General features: G+C 72.8%; 21 protein-coding genes. 9 read left to right on the top strand and 12 right to left on the bottom strand.

Features of this window, described 5'->3' with window-relative positions; translation table 11 throughout:
* The first annotated feature begins 179 nt into the window (after positions 1-179).
* Positions 180-1,562 carry a glycine--tRNA ligase gene (locus tag E4U91_RS11435; RefSeq protein WP_067241287.1) on the top strand — a complete coding sequence of 461 codons (1,383 nt, stop codon included), beginning with the start codon at positions 180-182 and terminating at the stop codon, positions 1,560-1,562.
* A gap of 104 nt (positions 1,563-1,666) precedes the next feature.
* On the opposite strand, the gene E4U91_RS11440 is transcribed toward E4U91_RS11435, so the two are convergent.
* Complete coding sequence (locus E4U91_RS11440) at positions 1,667-2,512, bottom strand: isoprenyl transferase (RefSeq protein WP_137306754.1); 846 nt, start codon at positions 2,510-2,512, stop codon at positions 1,667-1,669.
* A 79-nt stretch (positions 2,513-2,591) separates the two neighbouring features.
* On the bottom strand, positions 2,592-3,338 hold the full coding sequence (gene recO, locus E4U91_RS11445) for a DNA repair protein RecO (protein ID WP_137306755.1): 747 nt from the start codon (positions 3,336-3,338) through the stop codon (positions 2,592-2,594).
* A gap of 171 nt (positions 3,339-3,509) precedes the next feature.
* Between recO and E4U91_RS11450 the strand changes: the two genes are divergently transcribed.
* The 3 genes from E4U91_RS11450 to E4U91_RS11460 all read left to right on the top strand — a co-directional run bounded on the left by E4U91_RS11450 (position 3,510) and on the right by E4U91_RS11460 (position 8,423).
* A complete protein-coding gene (locus E4U91_RS11450) occupies positions 3,510-4,775 on the top strand; it encodes an MFS transporter (protein WP_241678561.1) in 1,266 nt (421 codons plus the stop codon).
* Positions 4,776-4,928: 153 nt separating this feature from the next.
* Positions 4,929-6,587: an FAD-dependent monooxygenase gene (locus tag E4U91_RS11455; RefSeq protein ID WP_137306757.1), complete on the top strand. Its 1,659-nt coding sequence runs from the start codon at positions 4,929-4,931 to the stop codon at positions 6,585-6,587.
* 174 nt (positions 6,588-6,761) lie between these two features.
* On the top strand, positions 6,762-8,423 hold the full coding sequence (locus E4U91_RS11460) for an NAD(P)/FAD-dependent oxidoreductase (RefSeq protein ID WP_137306758.1): 1,662 nt from the start codon (positions 6,762-6,764) through the stop codon (positions 8,421-8,423).
* Between the two features lie 38 nt (positions 8,424-8,461).
* Here E4U91_RS11460 and E4U91_RS11465 read toward each other — a convergent pair whose 3' ends face one another.
* The 6 genes from E4U91_RS11465 to E4U91_RS11490 all read right to left on the bottom strand — a co-directional run bounded on the left by E4U91_RS11465 (position 8,462) and on the right by E4U91_RS11490 (position 15,147).
* Positions 8,462-9,460: a hypothetical protein gene (locus E4U91_RS11465; RefSeq protein ID WP_137306759.1), complete on the bottom strand. Its 999-nt coding sequence runs from the start codon at positions 9,458-9,460 to the stop codon at positions 8,462-8,464.
* A gap of 98 nt (positions 9,461-9,558) precedes the next feature.
* Complete coding sequence (locus E4U91_RS11470) at positions 9,559-10,545, bottom strand: SCO2521 family protein (RefSeq protein WP_137306760.1); 987 nt, start codon at positions 10,543-10,545, stop codon at positions 9,559-9,561.
* 1 nt (position 10,546) lies between these two features.
* Complete coding sequence (locus tag E4U91_RS11475; protein ID WP_137306761.1) at positions 10,547-11,542, bottom strand: SCO2522 family protein; 996 nt, start codon at positions 11,540-11,542, stop codon at positions 10,547-10,549.
* Positions 11,539-12,459 carry an SCO2523 family variant P-loop protein gene (locus E4U91_RS11480; protein ID WP_137306762.1) on the bottom strand — a complete coding sequence of 307 codons (921 nt, stop codon included), beginning with the start codon at positions 12,457-12,459 and terminating at the stop codon, positions 11,539-11,541. The genes E4U91_RS11475 and E4U91_RS11480 overlap by 4 nt, the downstream gene beginning before the upstream one ends.
* 3 nt (positions 12,460-12,462) lie before the next feature.
* Positions 12,463-14,325 (bottom strand): SCO2524 family protein, encoded by a 1,863-nt coding sequence (locus E4U91_RS11485; protein ID WP_137306763.1) that lies wholly within the window; start codon positions 14,323-14,325, stop codon positions 12,463-12,465.
* Between the two features lie 51 nt (positions 14,326-14,376).
* On the bottom strand, positions 14,377-15,147 hold the full coding sequence (locus E4U91_RS11490; RefSeq protein ID WP_137306764.1) for an SCO2525 family SAM-dependent methyltransferase: 771 nt from the start codon (positions 15,145-15,147) through the stop codon (positions 14,377-14,379).
* A gap of 109 nt (positions 15,148-15,256) precedes the next feature.
* Here E4U91_RS11490 and E4U91_RS11495 point away from each other — a divergent pair, with 109 nt between their 5' ends.
* Complete coding sequence (locus E4U91_RS11495; RefSeq protein WP_137306765.1) at positions 15,257-15,775, top strand: GNAT family N-acetyltransferase; 519 nt, start codon at positions 15,257-15,259, stop codon at positions 15,773-15,775.
* Between the two features lie 81 nt (positions 15,776-15,856).
* Here E4U91_RS11495 and E4U91_RS11500 read toward each other — a convergent pair whose 3' ends face one another.
* Positions 15,857-16,333, bottom strand: a complete 477-nt coding sequence (locus E4U91_RS11500; protein WP_241678562.1) for a phosphatase domain-containing protein — start codon at positions 16,331-16,333, stop codon at positions 15,857-15,859.
* A gap of 153 nt (positions 16,334-16,486) precedes the next feature.
* Here E4U91_RS11500 and E4U91_RS11505 point away from each other — a divergent pair, with 153 nt between their 5' ends.
* Genes E4U91_RS11505 through E4U91_RS11515 form a run of 3 tightly spaced genes read left to right on the top strand, consistent with a single transcriptional unit; the run spans position 16,487 to position 18,909 of the window.
* A complete protein-coding gene (locus E4U91_RS11505) occupies positions 16,487-17,023 on the top strand; it encodes a SigE family RNA polymerase sigma factor (RefSeq protein ID WP_137306766.1) in 537 nt (178 codons plus the stop codon).
* Positions 17,020-17,961: a hypothetical protein gene (locus tag E4U91_RS11510; RefSeq protein WP_137306767.1), complete on the top strand. Its 942-nt coding sequence runs from the start codon at positions 17,020-17,022 to the stop codon at positions 17,959-17,961. The genes E4U91_RS11505 and E4U91_RS11510 overlap by 4 nt, the downstream gene beginning before the upstream one ends.
* A 24-nt stretch (positions 17,962-17,985) precedes the next feature.
* Positions 17,986-18,909, top strand: a complete 924-nt coding sequence (locus tag E4U91_RS11515) for a dihydrodipicolinate synthase family protein (RefSeq protein WP_137306768.1) — start codon at positions 17,986-17,988, stop codon at positions 18,907-18,909.
* Positions 18,910-18,922: 13 nt separating this feature from the next.
* On the opposite strand, the gene E4U91_RS11520 is transcribed toward E4U91_RS11515, so the two are convergent.
* From E4U91_RS11520 to leuA, 3 genes are all read right to left on the bottom strand, one after another.
* The gene (locus tag E4U91_RS11520) at positions 18,923-20,215 is read right to left on the bottom strand and encodes a sialidase family protein (RefSeq protein ID WP_137306769.1); all 1,293 of its coding nucleotides are present in this window, start codon (positions 20,213-20,215) and stop codon (positions 18,923-18,925) included.
* A 101-nt stretch (positions 20,216-20,316) separates the two neighbouring features.
* Positions 20,317-21,015: a TerB family tellurite resistance protein gene (locus E4U91_RS11525; RefSeq protein ID WP_137306770.1), complete on the bottom strand. Its 699-nt coding sequence runs from the start codon at positions 21,013-21,015 to the stop codon at positions 20,317-20,319.
* A 173-nt stretch (positions 21,016-21,188) separates the two neighbouring features.
* Complete coding sequence (gene leuA, locus E4U91_RS11530; protein ID WP_137306771.1) at positions 21,189-22,910, bottom strand: 2-isopropylmalate synthase; 1,722 nt, start codon at positions 22,908-22,910, stop codon at positions 21,189-21,191.
* 369 nt (positions 22,911-23,279) lie between these two features.
* Here leuA and E4U91_RS11540 point away from each other — a divergent pair, with 369 nt between their 5' ends.
* Complete coding sequence (locus E4U91_RS11540) at positions 23,280-24,350, top strand: M4 family metallopeptidase (protein ID WP_137306772.1); 1,071 nt, start codon at positions 23,280-23,282, stop codon at positions 24,348-24,350.
* Positions 24,351-24,406: the final 56 nt, after the last annotated feature.

The raw sequence follows: 24,406 nt of genomic DNA on the forward strand, positions 1-24,406 counted from the left end.
GTCATTTTCAACGAAGATGGAAACCGTTGTCAACAAGCCTCGTCAGGGGGCCGGACCGGCCCCGGTTTGCCCCCCTGCCAGGCCCCCGATTTGGTTGAGGGGGAGCCCGCGCCGGTACGCTGAAGCATTCGCTGGAAGCACCTCGCTTCGTCGCCCGTCGTCGTAATGAAGAGAGCACCGTGGCCGCCGACAAGATCGACACCATCGTCAGCCTGAGCAAGCGCCGTGGCTTCGTTTTCCCCTGCAGTGAGATCTACGGCGGTCAGCGCGCCGCCTGGGACTACGGGCCGCTCGGTGTCGAGCTGAAGGAGAACATCAAGCGCCAGTGGTGGCGCTACATGGTGACCTCCCGCGAGGACGTCGTCGGTCTCGACTCGTCCGTGATCCTCGCCCCCGAGGTGTGGGTCGCCTCCGGCCACGTCGCCACCTTCAGCGACCCGCTGACCGAGTGCACCTCCTGCCACAAGCGGTTCCGCGCGGACCACCTGGAGGAGGGGTACGAGGAGAAGAAGGGCCGCGCCCCGGAGAACGGCCTGGCCGACATCAACTGCCCCAACTGCGGCGTCAAGGGTCAGTTCACCGAGCCCAAGCAGTTCTCGGGCCTGCTCTCCACCCACCTCGGCCCCACCCAGGACACCGGCTCCATCGCGTACCTGCGCCCGGAGACCGCCCAGGGCATCTTCACCAACTTCGCCCAGGTGCAGACCACTTCGCGCCGCAAGCCGCCGTTCGGCATCGCCCAGACCGGCAAGTCCTTCCGCAACGAGATCACGCCCGGCAACTTCATCTTCCGCACCCGCGAGTTCGAGCAGATGGAGATGGAGTTCTTCGTCAAGCCGGGCGAGGACGAGCAGTGGCAGGAGTACTGGATGGAGCAGCGCTGGAACTGGTACACCGGCCTGGGCCTGCGCGAGGAGAACATGCGGTGGTACGAGCACCCGAAGGAGAAGCTCTCCCACTACTCCAAGCGCACCGCCGACATCGAGTACCGCTTCCAGTTCGGCGGCTCCGAGTGGGGTGAGCTGGAGGGCGTCGCCAACCGCACCGACTACGACCTGTCGGCGCACGCCAAGGCCTCCGGCCAGGACCTCTCCTACTTCGACCAGGAGGCCGGCGAGCGCTGGACGCCGTACGTCATCGAGCCGGCGGCCGGTGTCGGGCGGGCGATGCTCGCCTTCCTGCTGGACGCGTACGTCGAGGACGAGGCGCCCAACGCCAAGGGCAAGCTGGAGAAGCGGACGGTGCTGCGCCTGGACCACCGCCTCGCGCCGGTGAAGGCCGCGGTCCTGCCGCTGTCCCGCAACCCGGAGCTGTCGCCCAAGGCCAAGGGCCTCGCCCAGGCCCTGCGCCAGCACTGGAACATCGAGTTCGACGACGCCGGCGCCATCGGCCGCCGTTACCGCCGACAGGACGAGATCGGCACCCCGTACTGCGTGACCGTCGACTTCGACACCCTCGAGGACAACGCGGTCACCGTGCGCGAGCGCGACTCGATGAAGCAGGAGCGCGTGTCCCTCGACCAGATCGAGGGCTACCTCGCGTCCCGCCTCGTGGGCTGCTGACCCCCGGTCCGCGCCACCCCGGCACACACGACGCCCGCCCCGCCCCCGCCTCGCGCGGGGTGCGGGGCGGGCGTCGTCGTGTGTGGTGCCCGCCCGTCCGTCGCTCAGGAGGGCTCGTCGGGGCTGTGGCCCTCCATGGCCAGCAGTTCCTCGTTGGGGATGGCGCCGCCGAAGCGGCGGTCGCGGGAGGCGAACTCCAGGCAGGCGCGCCACAGGTCGCGGCGGTCGAAGTCCGGCCACAGCACGTCCTGGAACACCATCTCGGCGTACGCGCTCTGCCAGAGCAGGTAGTTGGAGGTGCGCTGCTCGCCGCTGGGCCGCAGGAACAGGTCCACGTCCGGCATGTCCGGGTAGTACAGGTACTTCTGCAGGGTCTTCTCGTTGACCTTGGACGGGTCCAGGCGGCCGGCCCGCACGTCCTCGGCGAGCGCCTTCGCCGCGTCGGCGATCTCGGCGCGGCCGCCGTAGTTCATGCAGAAGTACAGCGTCAGGCGGTCGTTGCCCTTGGTCTGCTCCTGGGCGATCTGGAGCTCCTTGGCGACCGACTTCCAGAGCCTGGGCATCCGGCCCACCCAGCGCACCCGCACGCCGAGTTCGTCGAGCGTGTCGCGGGTCTTGCGGATGAAGTCGCGGTTGAAGTTCATCAGGAAGCGCACCTCGTCGGGCGAGCGCTTCCAGTTCTCCGTGGAGAAGGCGTAGAGGGAGATGTTGCGGACGCCGATCTCGATGGAGCCCTGGAGCACGTCGAGCACGCGCTCGGCGCCGACCTTGTGGCCCTCGGTGCGCGGCAGCCCGCGGTCCTTGGCCCAGCGGCCGTTGCCGTCCATGACGATCGCCACGTGCTCGGGGACCAGCTCGCCCGGGAGCTTCGGCGGACGCGCGCCGGACGGGTGCGGCTCGGGCGCCCGGTACTCGCGCCGCTGACGCCCCAGGATGCCGCGTACGACCATGTGCTTCTCGTCTCCCTCGTGTCCCTCTGCTCTTGCTTGCTTGCTCTTCGGCCGCTCCGGCCCGCGCGGGCCGGGGCGGTCACTTCTCCACGTACCGCAGGGAGCGCAGTCCGCGCTCCAGGTGCCAGTGCAGGTAGGCGGAGACCAGTCCGCTGCCCTCGCGGACGTACCGCGCCTCGCAGGCGTCGGCCGTCTCCCAGTCTCCCGTGAGCAGCGCGCCCAGCAGGACAAGGGTCTGCGGGGACGGCACGACGCTGCCGGGCACCCGGCAGTCGGCGCAGACCGTGCCGCCGGAGGCCACCGAGAAGAACCGGTTGGGGCCGGGCATGCCGCACTTGGCGCAGTCGCCGAAGCTCGGGGCGTAGCCGTTGACGGCCAGGGAGCGCAGCAGGAACGCGTCCAGTACCAGGTGCGGGGCGTGCTCGCCGCGGGCGAGCGTGCGCAGCGCCCCGACCAGCAGCAGGTACTGCTGCACGGCCGGCTCGCCCTCGTGGTCGGTGAACCGCTCGGCGGTCTCCAGCATGGCCGTCCCGGCCGTGTAGCGGGCGTAGTCGGTGACGATGCCGCCGCCGTACGGTGCGATGGTCTCGCTCTGGGTGCACAGCGGCAGCCCGCGCCCGACGAGCTCGCTGCCGCGCGCGAAGAACTGCACGTCGACGTGCGAGAACGGCTCCAGCCGGGCCCCGAACTTCGACTTGGTGCGCCGCACCCCGCGCGCCACCGCCCGCACCCGCCCGTGCCCGCGGGTGAGCATCGTGATGATCCGGTCGGCCTCGCCGAGCTTCTGGGTGCGCAGGACGACGCCGTCGTCCCGGAAGAGACTCACGACCGCCCTCCCCGCACCGCCCGGACCCGGTGGGAACCCGCACCCCGCGCAGGGTTACGCGCCGGGCCACGGTGGAGACGGGACGCAGTCATGGGTCCATTCTCGCCTACGCGCGGGGGCGCCGTGCCGCACCCACTAGGATCGCCCGGTTCGTACGGGAGGTGGGACCACGTGGCGCAGGGGTCGCTGGGGCGCAGTTTCGGGTGGCTGTGGGGGGCGTACGCGGTCAGTACGTTCGGGACGTGGCTGGCCTTCGACGCGCTCCAGGTGATCGCCGTGCTGGTGCTGCACGCCGGTGCGCTCGAGGTGGCGGCGCTGGCGGCGATGGGGCCCGCCGTGGGGGCGCTGGCGGCGGTGCCGCTGGGGCCGTGGGTGGAGTTCCGGCGCAAGCGGCCGGTGATGATCGGCGCGGACCTGCTGCGCTGCGCGGCCCTGCTGAGCATCCCCGTGGCGTACGGGCTCGGGCTGCTGGGGCTCGGGCAGCTGCTGCTGGTGTCGGTCCTGGTGGCCGCCGCCGACATCACCTTCACCGCGGCGAGCGGGGCGTTCCTGAAGGGGCTGGTGCCGCGGGAGGACCTGCTGGTGGCCAACGGCCGCTTCGAGTCGACGATGTGGTCGGCGACCATGGTCGGCCCCCCGCTCGGCGGGGCGGCGATCGGCCTGTTCGGCCCGGTGGTGACGGTGGCCGCGGACGCGGTGAGCTACCTGCTGTCGGCGCTCGGCCTGCGCGCCGTCGGCGACGACGAACCGGCCCCGGCGGCGCCCGCGAAGGCGGGCCGGCTCAGCGCGGGCGAGCTGCTGGAGGGCTGGCGCTACATCCTCACCCACCCCGTGCTGCGGCCCCTGTTCGTCAACACCGCGCTGGTGAACGGCCTGATCATGGTGTCCGCCCCGCTGCTGGCGGTGCTGATGCTCGGCCCGCTCGGCTTCTCCCCCTGGCAGTACGGCCTGGCCTTCGCGGTGCCCTGCACGGGCGGTCTGATCGGCTCGCGCCTGTCGCGCCGGCTGGTGGCCCGGTACGGCCGCCGCCGGGTCCTGCTGACCGCGGGCACGCTGCGCGCCGTGTGGCCGGTCGGGCTGGTCCTCGTCGGGCCGGGGGTGACCGGTCTGGTCACGGTCATGGTGGTCGAGCTGGCCCTGATCACCTGCGCGGGCGTCTACAACCCGGTGCTCGCCACCACCCGCCTGGAGCTGACCCCGTCCGACCGGGTCACCCGCACCCTGTCGGCCTGGTCGGTGAGCACCAAGACGAGCGTGGCGGCCCTGACCGCCCTGTGGGGCCTGCTGGCCGAGCTGACGAGCCCGCGCCTGGCCATCGGGCTCGCGGGGGTCCTGCTGCTGGCGACACCGCTGCTGTACGCCGCCGTGCGCCGGGATCCCATGGCGCTGGAGCCGGAGCCCGGCCCCGGACCCGTCGTGCCCGGGGCCCGGACCTGACCGGTCGCGGGCGACCGCCCCGCCTCGGCTGAAAACCGCGCACGGCGGCACCCGGCCCATTGCACCGTAACTCAACGTCCGTAGAATTCAACGCGCCATGCATTTGTGTGCGCTGCATTGCTGCGCGCCGCATCCGAGCGACGGTGAGGCCCCGTGGACACGACGAACGGTGGGAACGGCCCGGCGGAGTACGACGTCGGCGTGATTGGAGGCGGCTTCGCGGGCTCGCTGCTCGCGACGGTCCTGGCCCGGGCCGGCGTCCGGACGCTGCTGCTGGAGGCGGCACCGGGCCCGCGGTTCGCCGTGGGCGAGTCGATGGTGCCCTACAGCGCGGCGCTGGCCCGGGCCGTCGCCCGGCGCTACGACGTGCCGGAGATCGCCGCCCTGGGCTCGGCCGAGCAGGTCGCGGGCACCCTGTCGGCCCGCTCGGGGGTGCTGCGCAACGTGGGCTTCGTGCTGCACCGCCCGGGGCTGCTCCAGTACCCCGGCGAGGTGTACCAGGTGGTCAACCCCTCCGTCGTGCCCGACCCGCCGCACCTGTACCGGGAGGACGTCGACGCCCGGCTGCTCGCGCTGGCCGGGCGCACCGGCGCCGAGGTGCGCACCGGCGCCGGGGCCCAAGTCGAGGGCGTGCGCGTCGAGGCGGACCGCGGGGCGTGGCTGCGCACGGCCGACGGCACGGAGACCGCCGTGCGGTACGTCGTGGACGCGAGCGGGCCCGGCTCCCCGGTGGCCCGCGAGCTGGGGCTGCGCGAGGAGCCGGCCGCCTGGGACCACCGGTCGCGCTGCCTGTACACCCACATGACCGGGGTGACGCCGTACGACGACACCCCGGCCGGGCGGGCCGGCGGGCAGCCGGGCCGGTGGCACGAGGGCACCCTGCACCACGTCTTCGACGGCGGCTGGCTGTGGGTGATCCCGTTCGGCAACCGGCGGCGCGGCGGCGACGGCCCGTGCAGCGTGGGGCTCGTCCTGGACGCGCGCCGGCACCCGGCGGCGGACGGGCGGGCGCCGCAGGAGGAGTTCGACGCCGTCCTGGGGCGACTTCCGGACGTGGCGCGGCAGTTCGCGGGTGCGCGGGCCGTGCGCCCGTGGGCCTCGGCCGACCCGGTCCAGCACTCCGTGAGCCGCATGGTCGGCGACCGCTACTGCCTCGCCTCCCACGCGGCCGGGTTCGTCGACCCGCTCTACTCCCGCGGGCTCGGGCACAGCCTGGAGGTCGTCAACGCCCTGGCCTGGCGGCTGATCGCGGCCGCGCGCGACGGCGACTGGTCCACGGAGCGCTTCTTGCCCGTCGAGGACCTCCAGCGCTCCCTGCTCGGCGCGCACGACGACCTCACCCGCGCCTCGTTCGTGGCGTTCCGCGACCCCGCGCTGTTCAACGCCGTGGTCCGGCTGTGGACGCTGAGCACGGTGCTCGGCGCGCTCGCCGTCGAGCACGCGAACGCGGCCTACGCGAGGACCGGCGACGACGCCGTCTTCCGCGCGCTGGAGGGGCCGGACCGGCCCGGCGGCGCGCACTTCGCCTCCCTCGCGCCGCTGGCCCGCACCCTGTGCACCGACGTCGAGGCGGGCCGGCGCACCCCCGCCGACGCGGCGGAGCGGATCTTCGCCGCGCTGCGCGAGGCCGACTACGTCCCGCCGCCGCTGGGGCTCGCCGACCCGGCCGACCGGTTCTTCCACAACACCCCGGCCCGGCTGCTGCGGGCCGCCCGCTGGGTCCGCGCCGAGGCCCCGGAGGACACCGCCGTGCTGCTCAAGGGGGCGTTGCGCGGACTGCTCGGCGAACGCCTGCGCGCGGCGCGCCGCTGACCGGCGGGCCGACGCCGGCCGAGCGGTCCCGCAGGAGCACCACCCCCATCCCCCGACACCGATCGCCGTAGCGCCACCGTCCGGGCAGGCACCGCCCGGGGCGAGACCCACTCCGCGACACCGCCCCCCACAGCGGCGGCCGTCGCGGCGAGACGACCGACAAGGAGACAGGACATGGAGCCACGGGGCACGCAGAGGTACGACGTCGCGATCCTCGGGTCGGGGGTGGCCGGGTCGATCCTGGGCGCGATCCTCGCCCGGCAGGGGGTCAGGACGCTGCTGCTGGACGCAGGCTCGCACCCACGGTTCGCCATCGGCGAGTCGACGATCCCGTTCACGCTCGTCTCGCTGCGCACGCTCGCCGAGCGCTACGACGTGCCGGAGATCGCGCACCTGGCGTCGTTCACGGACACCACCCGGGCGATCGGGCCGCGCTTCGGCGTCAAGCGCCACTTCGGGTTCCTGCTGCACCACGAGGGCGCCCCGCAGAACCCGCGCGAGGTCAACGAGTTCGCCACCCCGCCCCAGCTGCTGCACGAGGCCGCGCACCTGTTCCGGCAGGACACCGACTCGTACCTCTTCCACGTCGCGGTCAAGTACGGCTGTGTCGCGCGGCAGAACTTCCGCGTCACCGACATCGACTTCGACGGCTCGGGCGTCACCCTGTCCGGCCAGGACGGCGAGTACCGGGCCCGCTACCTGGTGGACGCGAGCGGCTTCCGCTCCCCCGTCGCCGAGAAGTTCGGCCTGCGCGAGGACCCCTGCCGGTTCAAGCACCACTCGCGCTCGGTGTGGAACCACGTCGTCGGCATCACGCCCACCGACCGGCTCTTCGACACCGTGCCCGAGAACTGGCGGCCGCCGGTGCCCTGGTACGAGGGCACCGTGCACCACATGTTCGAGCGCGGCTGGGGCTGGGTGATCGCCTTCGACAACAACAAGTGGTCCAAGAACCCCCTGTGCAGCGTGGGCATGACCGTCGACCCGCGCCGCTACCCCAAGCCGGCCGGGCTGAGCGCCGAGGAGGACTTCCACGCGCTGGCGGCGCCGTTCCCGGACATCGCGCGGCAGTTCGAGGGCATCAAGCCGGTGCGCGAGTGGACGGCGACGGGCCGGCTGCAGTACTCCTCCTCGCGGACCGCGGGCGACCGCTGGTTCCTGCTGTCGCACGCGGCCGGCTTCATCGACCCGCTGTTCTCCCGCGGCCTGTCCAACACCACCGAGGCGCTGAACCTGCTCGCCTGGCGGCTGCTGCGGGCGGTGCAGGACGACGACTTCTCGGCCGAGCGCTTCGCCCCGGTGGACCGGCTCCAGCAGGGCCTGCTCGACCACAACGACACCCTGGTCAACTCGTCGTACATCTCCTGGACCGACTACGACCTGTGGAGCGCGGTGTTCAGGATCTGGGCGTGGGGCGCCAACGCGGGGGTGTACCGCATGCAGAGCGCGCTGACCAAGTTCCGCCGCGACGGCCGCGACAGCCACTTCACGGACCTGGAGGAGGTGCCCAACCCGGGCCTGTACTGGCCGGACCACGACGGCTTCGCCGACCTGTACGAGACGATGGTCAAGCAGTGCGAGGCGGTCGAGGCCGGCGCGGTGACCGCCGCGGACGCCGCCGACCTGCTCTACGACCGGCTGCTGGCCGCCGACTTCGTCCCGAAGAACTTCGGATACGCCGAGCGCGAGGTGCGCTTCCTCAACCCGCGGCCCAAGACCCTGCTGAAGATGGTCCGCTGGGCCGCCACCGAGGCCGACCCGGTCGTGCGCCGGATGATCCTCGGCAACGGCCGCGAGGCGGTCAAGGCGCGGCTGAAGGGCACCAAGCTGTTCTGAGGTCCCCCGCCCACGGGCGCACCCCCGGGCCCGGCCGGTCAGGCACCGGCCGGGTCCGGGCCGTTGGTCAGGGTGCGCAGGCCGTCCGGGTCGGGCCGGCCGTTCGGGGACTGCTGCTCGCGGGCGGCGTCCCAGAGCTGGTCGAAGCGGCGGATCAGCGGCTGCACCAGGTCGGCGCGGGCGTTGACGGTCGTCGAGGAGTTCACGCTGAGCTGGTCGGCGTGTATTTCGTAGCTCAGCGCCCCGTCGAAGACGATGAAGTCGATCATCTTGCCCCGGCGCAGGTGCGCGGGCAGCTGGTCCAGCGCCACCACCCGGACCTCGATGCCCATCAGCCGCTGCTCCTCGCAGATCGGGGCGAGGGCGGCCCGCTCCCCGCGCTCCTTGACGATGAACAGCCGCCGCACGGTGATGTGCCGCTCCAGGATCGCCTCCCGCTGCGCGGTGAGGTAGCGGCTGGCGGGCTCGGTGGACCAGAAGCCGTCGTCGACGACCGTGGTGCTGATCGCGTCGATGCTGCTGCGGGTGCACTTGGTGAGCGTCATCAGCCAGTCGTGGTTCTCGCCCGGCGTCTCGGCGCTGAGGTTGGTGAGGTCCTCCATCTGCGCGGCCAGCCGGTTGATCTCCTCGTGCGCGAAGTCGTGCAGGATGTCGGGCCCGGTGGAGACGACCTTGGTGGCGTGCTCGGCGAGCCGGGGCACGCCGTCGCCGCGTAACTTCTCCACCTCGTTGAACAGCTTGGTCGCCTCGCCGATGTCGGCGAAGCGCTTCTCGACCACGTACTTCAGGTCGGTCAGCTGGTGCGCGAAGGAGATCATGAACTGGGTGAGCAGCACCGCCCCGCCGCACAGCACGGACAGCACGAGCTGCCAGGGGCCGTCGTCCTCGGGCAGCAGGACGTTGGTGAGGACGTAGACGACTCCGCCGATGACGATGGTGACCAGGACCTTCTGGGTCACCCGCCGGGCGCTGTCGGCGTCGGAGCGGCGCGGTACGTCGGTGCGGTCGGGATGGCGCGGGAGCGTCGGGCCAGGCATCTCTTGTGTCCCCCCGTTGGGATGGTGCGCGGACCGTCTGTCTGTCGTGGGTCGTGCCGTGTGGTTCCTCTTCGTGCCGTGTTCTGCGTGCGGGTGGCTCAGCGGGTGGTGAGCCGGGCGTCCAGCGCCTCGCGGCGGGCGAGCAGGGCGCGCAGGGCGAGCTGGTCGCGGATGCGCTGGGCCAGTGCGTCCCACTGGCGGGTGAACCCGGGCGCCTCCTCCAGGGCGTCCCACAGTCCCGCGAGGACGCGCTCCAGGCGGGCCCGGGGCATCCACAGGTGGAGCAGGTGGTCGACGAGCGGCCCGAGCACCTTGCGCACGGCCGCCTGGTCGTCGGTGCCCAGCCGTACCCCGTCGAGCTTGTCGCCGACAGTGGTCAGCAGCCAGTCGTGCAGCGCCAGGTCCTCGCAGAGCCCGGCGACGGCGGCGGGCGGGGTGCCCTCGGGCAGCCGCAGGGCGACGGTGCGCAGGCCCTCCTCGCCGACGGTGAAGCGCAGGGACGGCTCGCTGTCCGCGGGCGTCGGCCGGGCGGTCCAGCGCAGGACGGTGCTCGACGTGTTGAGCGGCGTGTCGTAGTCCAGCAGCGGGGCGCGCGAGATGCGGGCCAGCAGGCTCTCGGCGACGGAGCCGACGTCCAGTTCCCCGGGCCGGTGCCCGGCGAGGAAGCCCTCGGCGACGGCGGGCGCGGGCAGGCGGCCGACCGGCACCAGCAGGCCCGGCCGCACGAGGTAGTAGCCCCAGGGGCGGCGGCTGTCGGGCCCGTCGGCGGGGGCGGCGAAGTACGCGGTGGACTGGAGCACCCGGCCCTCGGTGAGGACGGCGCGGGCGGCGACCGTGCCGATCGCGCGGACCTTGGCGCCGTTGGCGGTGGGCAGCCGGCAGTCGACGCCGGTCAGGACGTCCGGGGAGACGGCGCAGCGGTTGGGGCGGCGGGAGACCCGGACGCGTTCGTCGGCGCGCAGCCGCAGCAGCGCCTCGGCGGCCCCCTCGTCCACGGCGTCCCGGGTGGGCAGCAGGCAGGTGCGCACCTCGCCGCAGGCGAGGACCGGACGCGCCGGCCGCGGGGTGCTCTCCTGGGCGCCCACGTCAGAGTCCCGGCGGGAACACGTAGGAGGTGCGCTCGACGACCCCGGCCGGTAACGGATACCCCTCGGCGGCGGAGCGCCGCGCGGCCTGCTCGAGCACGTCGGGTTCCAGCTGCACCTGGTCGAGCACGACCCGTACGGCGTGCTCGACGGGCAGGAAGCGGCCCGGGAGCACGCTGCACGTGCCGTAGGCGGTGAACGGCGCAGCGTCCGGGGTGAGTTGCACGACGGGCGGCAGGGCGTCCCAGTCGGCCGGGAAGCCGCCGGGGTCCTGCGCGACGGGGGTGAGGACCGCGCGTCCGTTGTCGCGGAGCAGCCCGAGGCGGGCCAGCTGCCACACCGAGGCCAGGAACGCGCAGGACCAGGTGCGGTCCTCCTCGGTGCCGCTGAACAGCTCGACGTCCATGAAGACGGAGTGGCCCCGGGCGAGGGTCTCGCTGGGCGGCTGCCAGACGTCGCTCGCGTCGAGCGCGGCGGAGGTGCGCCGCGAGGGGGTGCGGCGGCCGTTGGTGAGCCAGCCGGTGCGGCCGACGGGCGGGCGGTACCCGGTGCTGCCGGGCGGCGGCGACTCCACCAGCCGGTGCAGCACGGACTCGGCGAGCGGCGCGCTGCCCGGGTGGGCGGGGTCGGGCGCGGCGCAGCCGGACTCGCGGGCCAGGTAGTCGATGGTCAGGCCGGCCTCTCGGGCGGCGGCGAGCAGCGGCGGGGCCAGCTCGGCGGGGGTGGCCAGACGGCTGAAGTAGTCGTCGACGAGGAAGCAGGTGCTGATCCGGGGGCGCCGGCCCTCGGGCAGCGGCCCCAGCCCGGCCCGGACGGCGTCCGCCCAGGGTCGTACGGCGGCGAAGTGCCGGCGCAGCCGGTCCGGGCCCTCGGCGAAGTCCTCCATGTACAGGTGCCCCAGTTCCAGGGACAGGTGGGAGAACGGCACGGACGCGGTGTGCGGCTCGGCACTGGTCTCGTGGAAGGAGGTCTCCTCGCCCGGGAGGGAACCCTTCACAGTTGCCCCCAGTACTTGTCGTCGCCCAGCCGCTGCGCGAGGTCCCCCATCGCCTGCCAGGTCTCAAGGTTGGCGACGCGGCTGTCGACGACGTCCTCGTAGGTGATGAGCTGTTCCCGCCATTGCAGGACGGGTTCCAGCGGAATGGACGCCAGGGCCCGCGTCTTTCCGATCCCCAAACCCGCTGCCATTGACTCGAGTTGACGGTCGCGTTCGTGCATCCACACGGATTGTTCGGGGCGTGCCTGGGACCACAGCGGTGATTGCAGATCGGGCACGGCGGCCCGTACGAAGCGGATCGATCCGGAAAGGGCCGTCTCGTCGTGGCCCATGGCGACTCCGGCCCGGACAATGCCCTGTTTTCCCGTCACGAGTTCGGCGGCCGCCATCACGTGCTGACGGGTCCAGCGGTGATAGACGAGCCAGCGCGTGGTGATGCGGGCGAGCGCGCTGCGCGGAACGGTGGCGGCGAGTGCGAGGTCCATGGCATAACTGCGGCCGGCGCTCAGATCGACCACGATGACGTCGAATTCCCGTTTCAGCCGCAGGACGAGGTCCACGCACCGGTGCAGGTTCTCCTCGTCGGTGACGAATTCCCCGCCGGTGCGGTCGCCGGGCAGCAGCACCAGGCGGCCGGACCCGGAGGGCCGGGTGCGCAGCACGGGGTGTTCGGTGCGGGCCCACACGTCGACCCGCAGGGGTTCGCCGGTCTTGCCCTTCAGGTACGAGTGCAGCCCCTTGCCCTCGGCCTCGGCGAGGACGTCGGGCAGGTCGAAGACGGCCGGGGCGGTGGGCGAGCCGAAGTCGAAGTCCAGGTAGCAGACGTCGTCCCCGTCCAGCGCGCGGTGGTAGGCGAGGTTGGCGCTGGTGACGGAGCGGCCGGTGCCCCCCTTGTCGGAGGCGGCGAAGACGAGCACGCCTCACACCCCCGAGCCGGTGTTCTCCCGGGCGCGCGCCAGGGAGTCGAGCCGGGTGAGCACCCCGAGGGCCAGCGCGTAGGCGGTGCCGGGCTGGACGTCGACGAGGGCGCGGGCGCGGCGCAGGTCGACCTCGACGGCCATCATGGCCTCGCCCTGCCGGCTCTTGGCGGGCGGCGCGGGCTGGTCCATCTGCACCTTGCCGAACAGGTGGGCCGCCTCGCTGATCATCTCCCGGGCGAGGGTGGCGAGTTGGGCGCTGCGGATCGGCGGCTGGGCGTACAGGCCGTACGCGGCGACCATGCACTCGGTGACGCGCTCGGTGATGCTCCAGGAGACCGGGCCCTGGGTGACCGGGCCCTGGCGGGTCGGCGACTCGGGGTAGACGGCGTGGACGTTGTCCCACAGGCCGGTGCCGGAGCCGTCGGCGATGCGGCGCTGCCAGAGGTGTTCGAGGATGTCCTCGGCGAGCCGGAGCAGCCGGTCCTGAGCGTCGCTGCGCCGGGACAGCGAGCACAGCTGCACGGTCCGTTTGAGCAGCTGCGCGGAGAAGTCGGACATGGTCCACTTCATGGCCGGGCCGATGTCCTCGCTGCCGAGCAGCGGCAGGCTGATGCCCGGGTTGTGCAGGGCGATCGCCGGGTCGTCGCGGGTCATGCCGCTGGTGACCCGGCCGCGTTCGGCGAGGCGTTCCATGACGGCGACGGTGCGGGTGAGGTCGTCGTCGGTGGCGCGGCGGCGGACCAGGTCGTGCACCAGGATGGAGGCCACGGACAGGGAGAAGTACTCGGACTCCAGCTGCTGGAGCGTGGTGCGCCAGGGGATCTCCTCCAGCGGCCAGGTGCCGTCGCCGAAGCGGGCGATCGCCGACCAGTACTGCTGGGTGATCTCCCAGCGCAGCCGCAGCGCGTCGGCGAGCTTCTGCTGTTCGGCGTTGAGCAGGCCGAGGACCAGGGTGCGCTCGGAGAACAGGTCGGGGATGCCGTCCAGGGCGACGACGGTGAAGTACAGGTAGGGCACCGCGCCGGCGACGCCCTGGGGCTGCTTGCCGACCGGTTCGCCGGTCTCCACCTCGGGGGCGTCGCGCACCACGCTCCAGGACCAGCCGCACTCGAACAGGCGGTTGTCGTTGCGCAGTTGGTCGGCGATGTCGCTGTCGAGGCCGAGGGTGACGCTTTCGCTGATGACGGCGCGCAGGGCCTTGAAGCGGTCCTGGAAGCGCTGCACGACCTGCCGTTCGGAGAGCCGGCCCTGGCCCAGCAGCCGGACCAGGGACTGGCCCTGCGGGGAGGGGACGTCGACGACGTTGACCGTGAAGGAGCGCAGCAGGGCGACCATGGCGGCGGTCAGCCGGGTGCTGGTGGCCTCCTGGAGCCGGTCGATCAGCTCCAGGGTGCTCGGGCGCTGGGTCTTGGTCCGGTACACCTTGAGGAAGCCGAGGGTGGCCAGGCACAGCGTGACCGACATCGAGTAGGAGTCGACCACGCCGGTCTCGCGCTGCTCCTTGGCCAGCTCCTGGGCGGGGTCCGCGGCGGTGAAGTAGTGGCCGCCGGAGAACGTGGGACTGTCGCCGGTGCGGTGCCTGTCCATGAAGGCGGTGAGGACCTTCACCAGGTTGCCGGGGATCTCCGCGGAGTCGCCCGCGGCGCGCAGGGCCCGCTCCACGTCCTCCTGGGTGGTGTCCGGGTCGTCCAGGCGGAACGAGGTGATCTCCGTCGCCGGGTACAGCAGGCAGAGCAGCCGCTCCGCGTCGGCGACACTGCTGCGCCCTCCCCACTCACCCCAGTCCCACTCCCCGTCCTCGAAGGAGTGGCGGGCCACTGACTGCCACACCTCGAGCAGGTTCTGACGCGGTTTGATCTGCATGCCCATTCCCCTCAAACAGGCCCGACTCCCTGGCGGCGGAAAGAAGGCCGGTCATTCCTTCCGGCGGCCGCAGACGAGAATCATTCCGGTGTGCCCGTGGCGCACGAGATGGCCGACGTCGGCCATGCGGTGCACGTCGTCGAGGTGGGCGAAGTCCTGGAGCGCGGCGCGCACCTCGTCGGTGTCGATGTCATAGGTGGCCGGGAATTCCAGATCGCCCACCCGGTACCCCTCGGAATGCTCCATGAATGCGGCGGCGAAAGGCGCGCCGGGCTTCAGGGCATTCATCAAGCAGCCGACTCCCCGCCGGAATTCCTCGAGGGATTCGGTGATGGACTCGGCGACGAAGAACATGGTGCCGACGTCCCACCGGCGCTCTGTGTGGCAGAGGTCGAAAAGGCTGCCCCGGACCGGGTGCGCGGCGTCCCGGAAAAGAGTCCTCGGGTTGAGCCCCTCGTACGCCGGGCCCTCGCGCAGCACCTTCCAGAACTGCTCCCAGTGCCCCTCGTAGCCCGGGAGTTGGCGCTGCAGGTACTCGATGTTGTTCGCCGACCACTCCAGCAGGGTGATGTGCCGGCACCACGGGAGCATGGCGAGCGAGGGGTAGAGGTTGGGACCCGCACCGACGTCGATCCCCGAAAGCACCCGGTCGCTCCCCCGCAGCCGATCACTGAAATGATCGCGTACGCGGGAAACGATCTCCTCATCCACCGTCTTCATGTCGAGGTAGTTATTGCCGATGTACGCACCGGGGTCAAAGGAGTCCCATGGAACATCCTTATTGAGCGTCGGCTGCTCAGCGGTGTGCGGTCCCGAGGTCATGGTTCAGCCTAGCAGCAGCCCGGGGGTTGTAGGACCTGCCCACATGGGGCAATCATGGACGATCATAAGGTAATCACGCAAGGTCCGATCCGTCACTTAAGGGGAACTCATGATTCCTCCCAGGGATCGCTATCCGTCGACCCCGGGTTCGTTTTTGAGCCGGACCGCACGGAATAGACCACCACGGATCAGAGCGGTCACCGAGACGGACCTACCCGACATCGTCCGTGTCGACAAGGAGGCATTTCCGGCCGCGCCCTATCCATTCTTCGTGGTGCGCCAGTTCTTCGACGCGTTCCGTGAGCACATGTTCGTGCTGGAGGACGGCGACGGCGAGCTCAGGGGCTACGTGATGTCCACCGGCACCGACGACGCCGAGAGCTGGATCCTCAGCCTCGCCGTCACGGCGGAGGTGCGCCGGCAGGGGTGGGGGCGGCAGCTGATGACCGAGGTGCTGAGCCATCTGCGCGGCCGGGGCGCGCACACCGTGGTCCTGTCCGTCGAGCCCGACAACGCCACCGCCGTCGCGCTCTACGACTCCCTCGGCTTCACCCCGGCCCCCGGCGGCCCCGTGCGGGACTACTTCGGCCCGGGCGAACACCGCCTGCTGATGACCCTGGCCCTGTGAGCGCGTGAGCCCGTGAGTCCGTGACCGGCACCGGCGCCGTGAGCTCACCGCGGCGCCGGTGCCGGTCAACTCCCGTAGGCGTCATGGGCGTTGCGTCCGCGCCGCCCCGAACCGCCGTACGTAGCGGGCCTGCCAGGGGGTCTCCACCGCACGCCGGTGGTAGTGCCGGCGCACGTACGCCACCGCCGCCTGTGCGGGGACGCCGTCCAGCACCGCCAGACACGCCAGCGCCGTCCCCGTCCGGCCGCGCCCGCCACCGCAGGCGACCTCCACCCGGCCGGTCGCGGCGCGCCGCCACGCCTCGGTGAGCGCGGCGGCCGCCGCGTCCGGGTCGGCGGGCAGCCGGAAGTCGGGCCAGCGGATCCAGCGCGCCTCCCAGGGGACGGCCGGCGGCGGCCCGCCGAGCAGGTAGAGCCCGTACGTCGGGTCGGGACCGCCGGTCGCCGGCCCCCGCCGCAGCCCGCGTCCGCGCACCAGCCGCCCGGACGGCAGCCGCAGCACCCCGGCACCGCCCGCCTCCCAGGCGCCCGCTTCGCCGCCGTTCCCCACGCACCTCACGCTCCCCTCCTGCGGCCGGGCCCCCATCCGAGCGCACGTCCCCCACGCCGGGCAACCGGATACGGCCGGCCGGGGCCGCCCCCGGAAAACCCCCGCCCCCGGGCAACCCCCCGCCACCCCCCGGTGGTCTGGTGGGCGAGGAGGGGGTGCTGGATGCAGGACGGGCTGGAGGACCAGTTCCAGGAGTTCGTCAGGGCGCGGTGGTCACGGCTGGTGCGGACCGCGTACCTGCTCACGGGCGACGCCCACCACGCGGAGGACCTGACGCAGACCGCGCTGGCCAAGGCGTACCGCTCGTGGCGGCGCGTTGCGCGCGCCGACAACCCGGAGGCGTACGTCCGGCGGATGCTCGTCACCTGCAACAGCGACCGCTTCCGCAAGCGCCGGGTCACGGAGTCGCTGACGGCGGCACCGCCCGAGGTGGCCTGGCGGGACGAGGGCGCCGGACGCGTCGAGGAGCGCGGGGTTCTCCTCGACGCGCTGGCCGCCCTGCCGCCGAAGCAACGGGCAGTGGTCGTCCTGCGCTACTGGGAGGACCTGTCCGAGGCGGAGGTGGCCGAGGTGCTCGGCTGTTCGACGGGCACGGTCAAGAGCCAGGCGTCCAAGGGCCTGGCCAAGTTGCGCGCCTGTCCGGGGCTGGCCCCGGTGGGCGCGTCCACGAGGGCCGCGGGTCAGGGAGGCGAGCGGTGAGCGAGGAACCGCGCACAACGGAAGAGGACCAGGACGGCGAGGGGGTGCGGGACTTCGAGGAGCGCCTGCGCCGGCTGCTCGCCGAGGACGCCTACGCCTTCCACCCCGCACCGGCGCCGTACCCGGTGATCCGGCGGCGGGGCGTGCTGGAGCGGCGCCGCCGGCTGGCGGTCGCCGGGCTGGCGCTGGCCGTGCTGGCGGTGGCGCCCGTGGGGGCGTACGCGTGGGGCGGGGGAAGCGGGGGGCGGGGTGCCGGGCCGGCGGCGGGGAAGCCGTCGGCCGGCGCCCCGCGGACCCCCTCGCCGACGGCCGTGGCGACGCCCGCCGGGCCCGGACGGCCCGCCACGCCGGGGCAGTTGCTGGACGGGATCACCTTCGAGCAGGCCGCGGACGGTCTGGCCTCGTGCCTCGCCCACGGCCGGGAGGGCGACGGAACCGCGGGCGGCGAGGCCCTGGGCGTGCCCGCCGACTACCGGCTCCTGCTCGCCGGGCGCAGCACGGGCGACTCCAACTCCCCCGGGGACGGGCGGTTCCTGGTGGCCGTCTCGTCGTCGCGCCGGCTGATCTGCAAGCTGGTGGACGGCGCGGTGACCGGCCTGAACACCAGCGGCGGCGACCTGTCCGGCGACGGCCTGGGGCCGGTCTTCCCCGACATGAACGGCGGCAAGCTGTACCAGCAGTCGTTGCTGGACAGCGGCCACTGGAAACTGCCGTTCCGCTGGGGGGCCGTCGGCACGGTGGAGCCGTCGGTGGCGAAGGTGACCGTGTCCTACGGCGGCGCGACGGCCCGGGCCGTGCTGGACCACGGCTGGTTCGTCGCCGCGGGCGAGCTGGACCGGCAGGTCACGGCGGCGCCGCACGTCAAGGGCTACGACTCCTCGGGCAAGCTGGTGTACGACTCGGACCACGACCCGTCGTACCAGCGCACCCTCCCGTAGGGTCCGCCCGGCACCAGGAGGACCATGTCGCTCCCCGCCCCGCTCACCGGTGTGATCCCGCCCGTCTGCACCCCGCTCGACCCGGACGGCGAGGTGGACGTGGCCTCGCTGCTGCGGCTGGTCGACCACCTGGTGGCCGCCGGGGTGGACGGCCTGTTCCTGCTCGGGACGACGTCGGAGGCCGCGTTCCTCACCGACGGGCAGCGGCGGCGGGTGGTGGAGGCGGTCACCGGGCACCTGGGCGGGCAGCTGCCCGTGCTGGCCGGGGCGATCGACATGACCACGCCCCGGGTGCTGGAGCACATCGCGTCGGTGACGGCGGCGGGCGCGGACGCGGTGGTCGTGATCTCCCCGTTCTACGCCCGGCTCGGGCCGGCGGAGACGGCCCGCCACTTCCGGCTGGCCGCCGCGGCGAGCCCGGTCCCGGTGCTCGCCTACGACCTGCCGTCCGCCATCCCCACCAAGCTGTCCGCCGACCTCGTCGTGCAGCTGGCGTCGGACGGGGTGCTGGCCGGGCTGAAGGACTCCAGCGGCGACCTGGCCGGTTTCCGCGACGTGGTCACCGGCACCCGCCACCTGCCCGGGTTCAGTGCCCTGACCGGCTCCGAGCTGCTGGTCGACGCGGCCCTCGCGCTGGGCGGCCACGGGGCCGTGCCCGGCCTCGCCAACGTCGACCCGGACGGCTACGTCCGCCTGGACCGGCTGTGCCGGGCCGGACGCCGGGAGGAGGCCCGCGCCGTCCAGGAACGGCTCTGCGCGCTGTACGGCCTGGTCCACGCCGGCGCCGGCCGGGTGGGGGCCGGCTCGTCCGCGCTCGGCGCGTTCAAGGCGGCCCTGCACTTGCGCGGCGTGATCGCCTGCCCCGCGACGGCGGAGCCCCAGGTGCCGCTGTCCCCCGCGGAGGTGGCCGAGGTGCGGCGGCACCTGGTCGAGGCCGGACTCCTCTGACCCGGGGCCCGCGCTACAGCTCCGCCAGGGGCAGCAGCCGGAACGCGATCGTCTCGTACGGCCCCGTCCTGCCCGTCTCGTACAGCACCCCGGCCGTCCGCGCGTCCACCTGCACCAGGTCGGAGTAGGCGGCGGGCCGGTCCGACAGGGTGAGCGCCCGGGTGAACGTGGCCCCGCCGTCCGTGCTGCGCCAGACCGCGAGTGCCTGGCGGGCGGTGGGCCGGGACGGCGCCGAGAACAGCAGCGGGGCACCGGCGCCGTCGAGCTGGAGCACGCTGCCCTGGACCACGGGGACGTCCGCGAGCGTGGGCTGCGGGGCGTACGGGCGGGTGAGGGTGCGGCCGCCGTCGCCGGAGTGGGCGTCGACGCGGTTGCCGGACGCGGTGCCGCCCTGGTCGCGGGCGTTGAGGTACAGACGTCCGTCGGGGAGCTGGGCGGCGGTGGTCTCGTTGACGTTCACGGTGCCGGCGGTGCCGGCGGGGCCGTCGGGGTCGTCGTCGGTGAAGCCCAGGCCCCAGGTGCGGCCGCCGTCGTCGCTGACCAGGCAGTGGCCGGCGTAGTAGCGGGACTCCCGGCCGGTGTCGGGGGATCCGGGCGGCGGGGGCGTGGAGTGGTCGGCGGGCACGACCAGGCGTCCCGCGTACGGGCCCCGGGTGAGGGCCACGGCGTGTCCGGGGCCGGTGGCGTACCAGCGCCAGGACGCGGGCTTGACCGAGGCCGTGATCTCGCGCGGCGCGCCGAAGTGCCGGCCGTCGTCGTGGCTGTGCTGCACCCACACCCGGCGGCCCTGCTCGGGCGGGACCTCGCCGCGCATGATCTGGGCCTCGGTGACGGCGCCGCCGTTGGAGCAGCTGACCAGCACGACGGCGCCGGTGCGCGGGTCGACCACGGGTGCCGGGTTGCCGCGGGTGTCCCCGTTCCCGGCGGCGACCACCGCCGGCGGGCCCCAGGTGCGGCCGCCGTCGGCGGAGCGGCGGACGACGAGGTCGATGTCACCGGTGTCGCCGGGACCGTCGCGGCGGCCCTCGGCGAAGGCGAGCAGCGTGCCGCGCGGGGTGCGGACGACGGCGGGGATGCGGTAGGCGGCGTAGCCGTCCCGGCCGGCGACGTAGGGCACGGAGGTGTCGGCTGCGGAGGGGTCCGGGGTGGAAGCGTCTGCGGAGTGGGCCGGTGCGGAGGGGTCCGGTGCGGAAGCGTCCGGTGCGGTGCCGGGCGGGCGGCGTCCGGCGGCCGGGGCCGGGCGGGCGGTGGCGTACGGGGTGAGCAGGACGGCGGTGGCGAGGACGGCTCTGCGCAGGAGTGTCATCCCTGTCCCTCGGGAGGCGGGCCGGTGTCGCCCCCATACTGCCCGCGCGGGACGTCCGCGACCGGGCACGCCATGGCCCGGCCACCCGTGAGGGCATGCGCTCAGGACGGTGTGCGCGCCGCCGCCGCCATCAGCCGGGTCACGTCGTCCGTGCAGAGGGTGACGGCCGCGCCGACCGTGGCCAGCACCTCCCGCTCCGCCGGCGTGTAGGGCCCGTCGGCCAGGGCGATCCGGGCGCCCTGGAGCAGGATCGCCTCGCGGCCGATGGTGGCGAGGTGCGGGGCGAGCGGGTCGAGGGCCTCGTGCAGCTCTATGGCCAGCCCGGCACCGCAGGGCTCGCCGAAGACCCGGCCGGTGTCCGCGGCCAGGGCCTCCACCAGGGCGTCGAGCTGTTCCTCGGTGCAGTCGTCGAACCCGGCCGCGCGCACGGCTGAGGCGGCCGCCTCCAGGGACGCGCGGGCGCAGGTGCCGCCCGCCGCGAGGACCGCGAGGGCGACGGTGTGGACGGCGTCGCGGAGCATCGCGGAGAAGCGGGTGGTGGTCGGGTGGTCGAGGACGTCGGTGCCGAAGTGGCCGTGGCAGGCCGCGCAGGCCACGACCGGCCCGGTCTCACCGCGCGGGAGGACGGGAACGCCCAGCAGGGTGAAGCGCCGACGGCCGGTGAGGCGCTGGTAGTTGCGGTCGCCCCCGCAGCCGGGGCAGAAGAACTCCCCGTCGCCCACGGGTGTCCACGCGGTGCGGGTGCCCAGGATGCGCGCACCCCTGACGGCACGGCCGTCTCGTCCCCGTACTGGCAGCACGTCGCACCTCCGTAACCACGCGGCAACATCGCCGCGCTTGCGTGATGTTAGCCACATCACGGACGTGGAGTCAGCACCCCGGACGAGACCTTTCCGTGACCCGCACGGTCCTCTGGCCGAAAACAAGAGGTCCCGCCCCACCGGAACCGGCGGGGCGGGACCTCCCGGACGAGCTAGCGCGCGGCCCGGTTCACGGCGGAGACGACCGCCTTCAGGGACGCCCGCGTGGTGTTCGCGTCGATGCCGATGCCCCACAGGACCTGGCCGTCGATCGCGCACTCGATGTACGAGGCGGCCTGCGCGGAGGCGCCCTCGCTCATCGTGTGCTCCTGGTAGTCCAGCAGGCGTACGTCGATGCCGATGGACTGCAGGGCGTCGAAGAAGGCCGAGATCGGACCGTTGCCCGAGCCGGACAGGACGGTGTCCTCGCCGTCGACGGTCGCCTCGACGGTCAGGGTGTCGATGCCGTCCGTGTCGGTGGTCGACTGGCCGGTGCGGACCTGGATGCGGCCCCAGGGGTTGTCCGGGTTGGGCAGGTACTCGTCCTGGAAGACGGCCCAGATGTCCTTCGGCGTGATCTCGCCGCCCTCGGCGTCCGTCTTGGCCTGGATCAGCTTGGAGAACTCGATCTGCATCCGGCGCGGCAGTTCCAGCTTGTGGTCGTTCTTCAGGACGTACGCGATGCCGCCCTTGCCGGACTGGGAGTTGACGCGGATGACGGCCTCGTAGGAGCGGCCGACGTCCTTGGGGTCGATCGGCAGGTACGGCACCGCCCACTCGATGTCGTCGACCGTGACGCCCTTGGCCTCGGCCTCCGCCTCCATGGCGTCGAAGCCCTTCTTGATGGCGTCCTGGTGGGAGCCGGAGAAGGACGTGTAGACCAGGTCGCCCACGTACGGGTGGCGCGGGTGGACCTCCATCTGGTTGCAGTACTCCCACGTACGGCGGATCTCGTCGATGTCGGAGAAGTCGATCTGCGGGTCGACGCCCTGGGAGAACAGGTTCATGCCCAGGGTGACCAGGTCGACGTTGCCGGTGCGCTCGCCCTGCCCGAACAGGCAGCCCTCGACGCGGTCGGCGCCGGCCATCAGGGCCAGCTCGGCCGCCGCCACGGCCGTACCGCGGTCGTTGTGGGGGTGGACGGACAGGCAGACGTACTCGCGGCGGGACAGGTTGCGGTGCATCCACTCGAAGCGGTCCGCGTGCGTGGAGGGCGTTGAACGCTCCACGGTGGCGGGCAGGTTCAGGATGATCTCGCGGCCCGGGCCGGGCTGCCAGACGTCCATGACCGCCTCGCAGACCTCCAGCGCGAAGTCCAGCTCGGTGTCGGTGAAGATCTCCGGCGAGTACTGGTAGCCGAACTCCGTCTCGGGGCCCAGCAGTTTCTCCGCGTACTCCATCACCAGGCGGGTGCCGTCGACGGCGATCTGCTTGATGTCGTCCTTCGAGCCGCGGAAGACCACCCGGCGGAAGACGGGGGCGGTGGCGTTGTACAGGTGGACGGTGGCCCGGCGGGCGCCCTTGAGGGACTCCACGGTCCGCTCGATCAGGTCCTCGCGGGCCTGGGTCAGTACGGAGATCGTCACGTCGTCCGGGATCGCGCCCTCTTCCTCGATGATGGAGCGCACGAAGTCGAAGTCGGTCTGGCCGGAGGCGGGGAAGCCCACCTCGATCTCCTTGTAGCCCATCGCGACCAGCTGGTCGAACATCCGGCGCTTGCGCTCGGGCGACATGGGGTCGATCAGTGCCTGGTTGCCGTCCCGCAGGTCGGTGGACAGCCACCGGGGGGCGGCGGTGACCCGCCGGTCGGGCCAGGTGCGGTCGGGGATCTCGACCTGCTCGTACTGGCCGTACTTGTGGACCGGCATGGAACTGGGCTGCTGGCGGTTGGCCATGATGCTTCGGGCTCCTCAGGGTGTCCGGAATGGACGGCCGACGACGCAACACCGAGCTCCGCGGGGAGGGGGTCGGCCTCGACTACAGGCCCTCGCCGCGGCAGCTAAGGAGAAGCAGCCCGAAACGCATGATGCCTCGCAGCCTAGCGAAGGGATCCGGTGCGCGCGGGCCCGTATCAGTATGCGGGACCGCGTGGACGCGTGCGGACGATCGCGACAAAAAGTGCGCCATGCCACTGGACGCGCGCCACACCACTGGATGCGCGCCATACCACTGGACCGCCCGGACAGGGACCGCATGTCCGGGTATTTCACCAATCATGGTGGCGAGTAGTGACAGTGCGGTCACCCGGTGCGAAGGTGCCGGGCATGACCACCCACGGGGGCTTCCAGCCCGTCTTCTGCACCGTCGTCCCGCCCCACGTCCTCGACAAGCTGGCCCGCAGCGAGGACCCCGCCCGCTCCGGCCCCGCCCGCCACACCCTGCGGCGCGACGGCGAGCTGCGCGCACTGCGCCAGGTGACCACCGAGTTCCGCCTCGCGGCGGAGCCGGGCCCGAAGGCACCGTCGGACCAGCCGACGCGCACGATCCACGACGCCGGGCACCGCACCGACCTGCCCGGCACCGCGGTGCGCCGCGAGGGCGAGCCGCCCGGCCAGGACGCCACGGTCAACCGCGCCTACTCCGGCCTCGGCGCCACCTTCGAGCTGTTCCTGCGCGTCTACGGCCGCCACTCCATCGACGGCGAGGGCCTGCCGCTGGTCGCGACCGTCCACTACGACGAGCAGTACGACAACGCCTTCTGGAACGGCGAGCAGATGGTGTTCGGCGACGGGGACGGCGAGGTCTTCCTCGACTTCACGCTGCCCCTCGACGTCATCGGGCACGAACTCACCCACGGCGTCACCCAGCACACCGCGAACCTCACCTACTACGGCCAGTCGGGCGCCCTGAACGAGTCGGTGTCCGACGTCTTCGGCTCGCTGATCAAGCAGTACGCGCTCGGCCAGACCGCCGGCGACGCCGACTGGCTGATCGGCGCGGGGCTGCTCGCCCCCGGCGTCACCGGCTCGGCGCTGCGCTCGATGAAGGCGCCGGGCACCGCGTACGACGACGACGTGCTCGGCAAGGACCCGCAGCCCGCGACCATGGCCTACTACGTGCGCACCGGCCGGGACAACGGCGGCGTCCACATCAACTCGGGCATCCCCAACCACGCGTTCTACCTGGCCGCCACCGCCCTCGGCGGCCACGCCTGGGAGAAGGCCGGCCAGATCTGGTACGACGTCCTCACCGGCGGGGAGCTCGCCGAGCGCGCCCTGTTCGCCGACTTCGCCGGGCTCACCGTCAAGGCGGCGCGGGAGCGGTTCGGGGACGGCGGCGACGAGTTCGAGGCGGTGCGCAAGGCGTGGGAGCAGGTGGGCGTGCGGACCCTGTGAGCGGGAGCCCGCCCGCAAGGGCAGGGGTGCGGATCGCGCCCGTCCGTACTAGACAG

Origin of the sequence: Streptomyces lasalocidi (assembly GCF_005280215.1) — a bacterium.
In the GTDB taxonomy this organism is placed as follows: domain Bacteria; phylum Actinomycetota; class Actinomycetes; order Streptomycetales; family Streptomycetaceae; genus Streptomyces; species Streptomyces longwoodensis.

Excerpts from the sequence above, each read along its gene's own strand:
- E4U91_RS11440 (WP_137306754.1), bottom strand. The coding sequence starts at position 2,512 with ATGGTCGTACGCGGCATCCTGGGGCGTCAGCGGCGCGAGTACCGGGCG.
- E4U91_RS11460 (WP_137306758.1), top strand. The coding sequence starts at position 6,762 with ATGGAGCCACGGGGCACGCAGAGGTACGACGTCGCGATCCTCGGGTCG.
- E4U91_RS11465 (WP_137306759.1), bottom strand. The coding sequence starts at position 9,460 with ATGCCTGGCCCGACGCTCCCGCGCCATCCCGACCGCACCGACGTACCG.
- E4U91_RS11485 (WP_137306763.1), bottom strand. The coding sequence starts at position 14,325 with ATGCAGATCAAACCGCGTCAGAACCTGCTCGAGGTGTGGCAGTCAGTG.
- E4U91_RS11490 (WP_137306764.1), bottom strand. The coding sequence starts at position 15,147 with ATGACCTCGGGACCGCACACCGCTGAGCAGCCGACGCTCAATAAGGAT.
- E4U91_RS11495 (WP_137306765.1), top strand. The coding sequence starts at position 15,257 with ATGATTCCTCCCAGGGATCGCTATCCGTCGACCCCGGGTTCGTTTTTG.
- E4U91_RS11505 (WP_137306766.1), top strand. The coding sequence starts at position 16,487 with ATGCAGGACGGGCTGGAGGACCAGTTCCAGGAGTTCGTCAGGGCGCGG.
- E4U91_RS11515 (WP_137306768.1), top strand. The coding sequence starts at position 17,986 with ATGTCGCTCCCCGCCCCGCTCACCGGTGTGATCCCGCCCGTCTGCACC.
- E4U91_RS11520 (WP_137306769.1), bottom strand. The coding sequence starts at position 20,215 with ATGACACTCCTGCGCAGAGCCGTCCTCGCCACCGCCGTCCTGCTCACC.
- leuA (WP_137306771.1), bottom strand. The coding sequence starts at position 22,910 with ATGGCCAACCGCCAGCAGCCCAGTTCCATGCCGGTCCACAAGTACGGC.
- E4U91_RS11540 (WP_137306772.1), top strand. The coding sequence starts at position 23,280 with ATGACCACCCACGGGGGCTTCCAGCCCGTCTTCTGCACCGTCGTCCCG.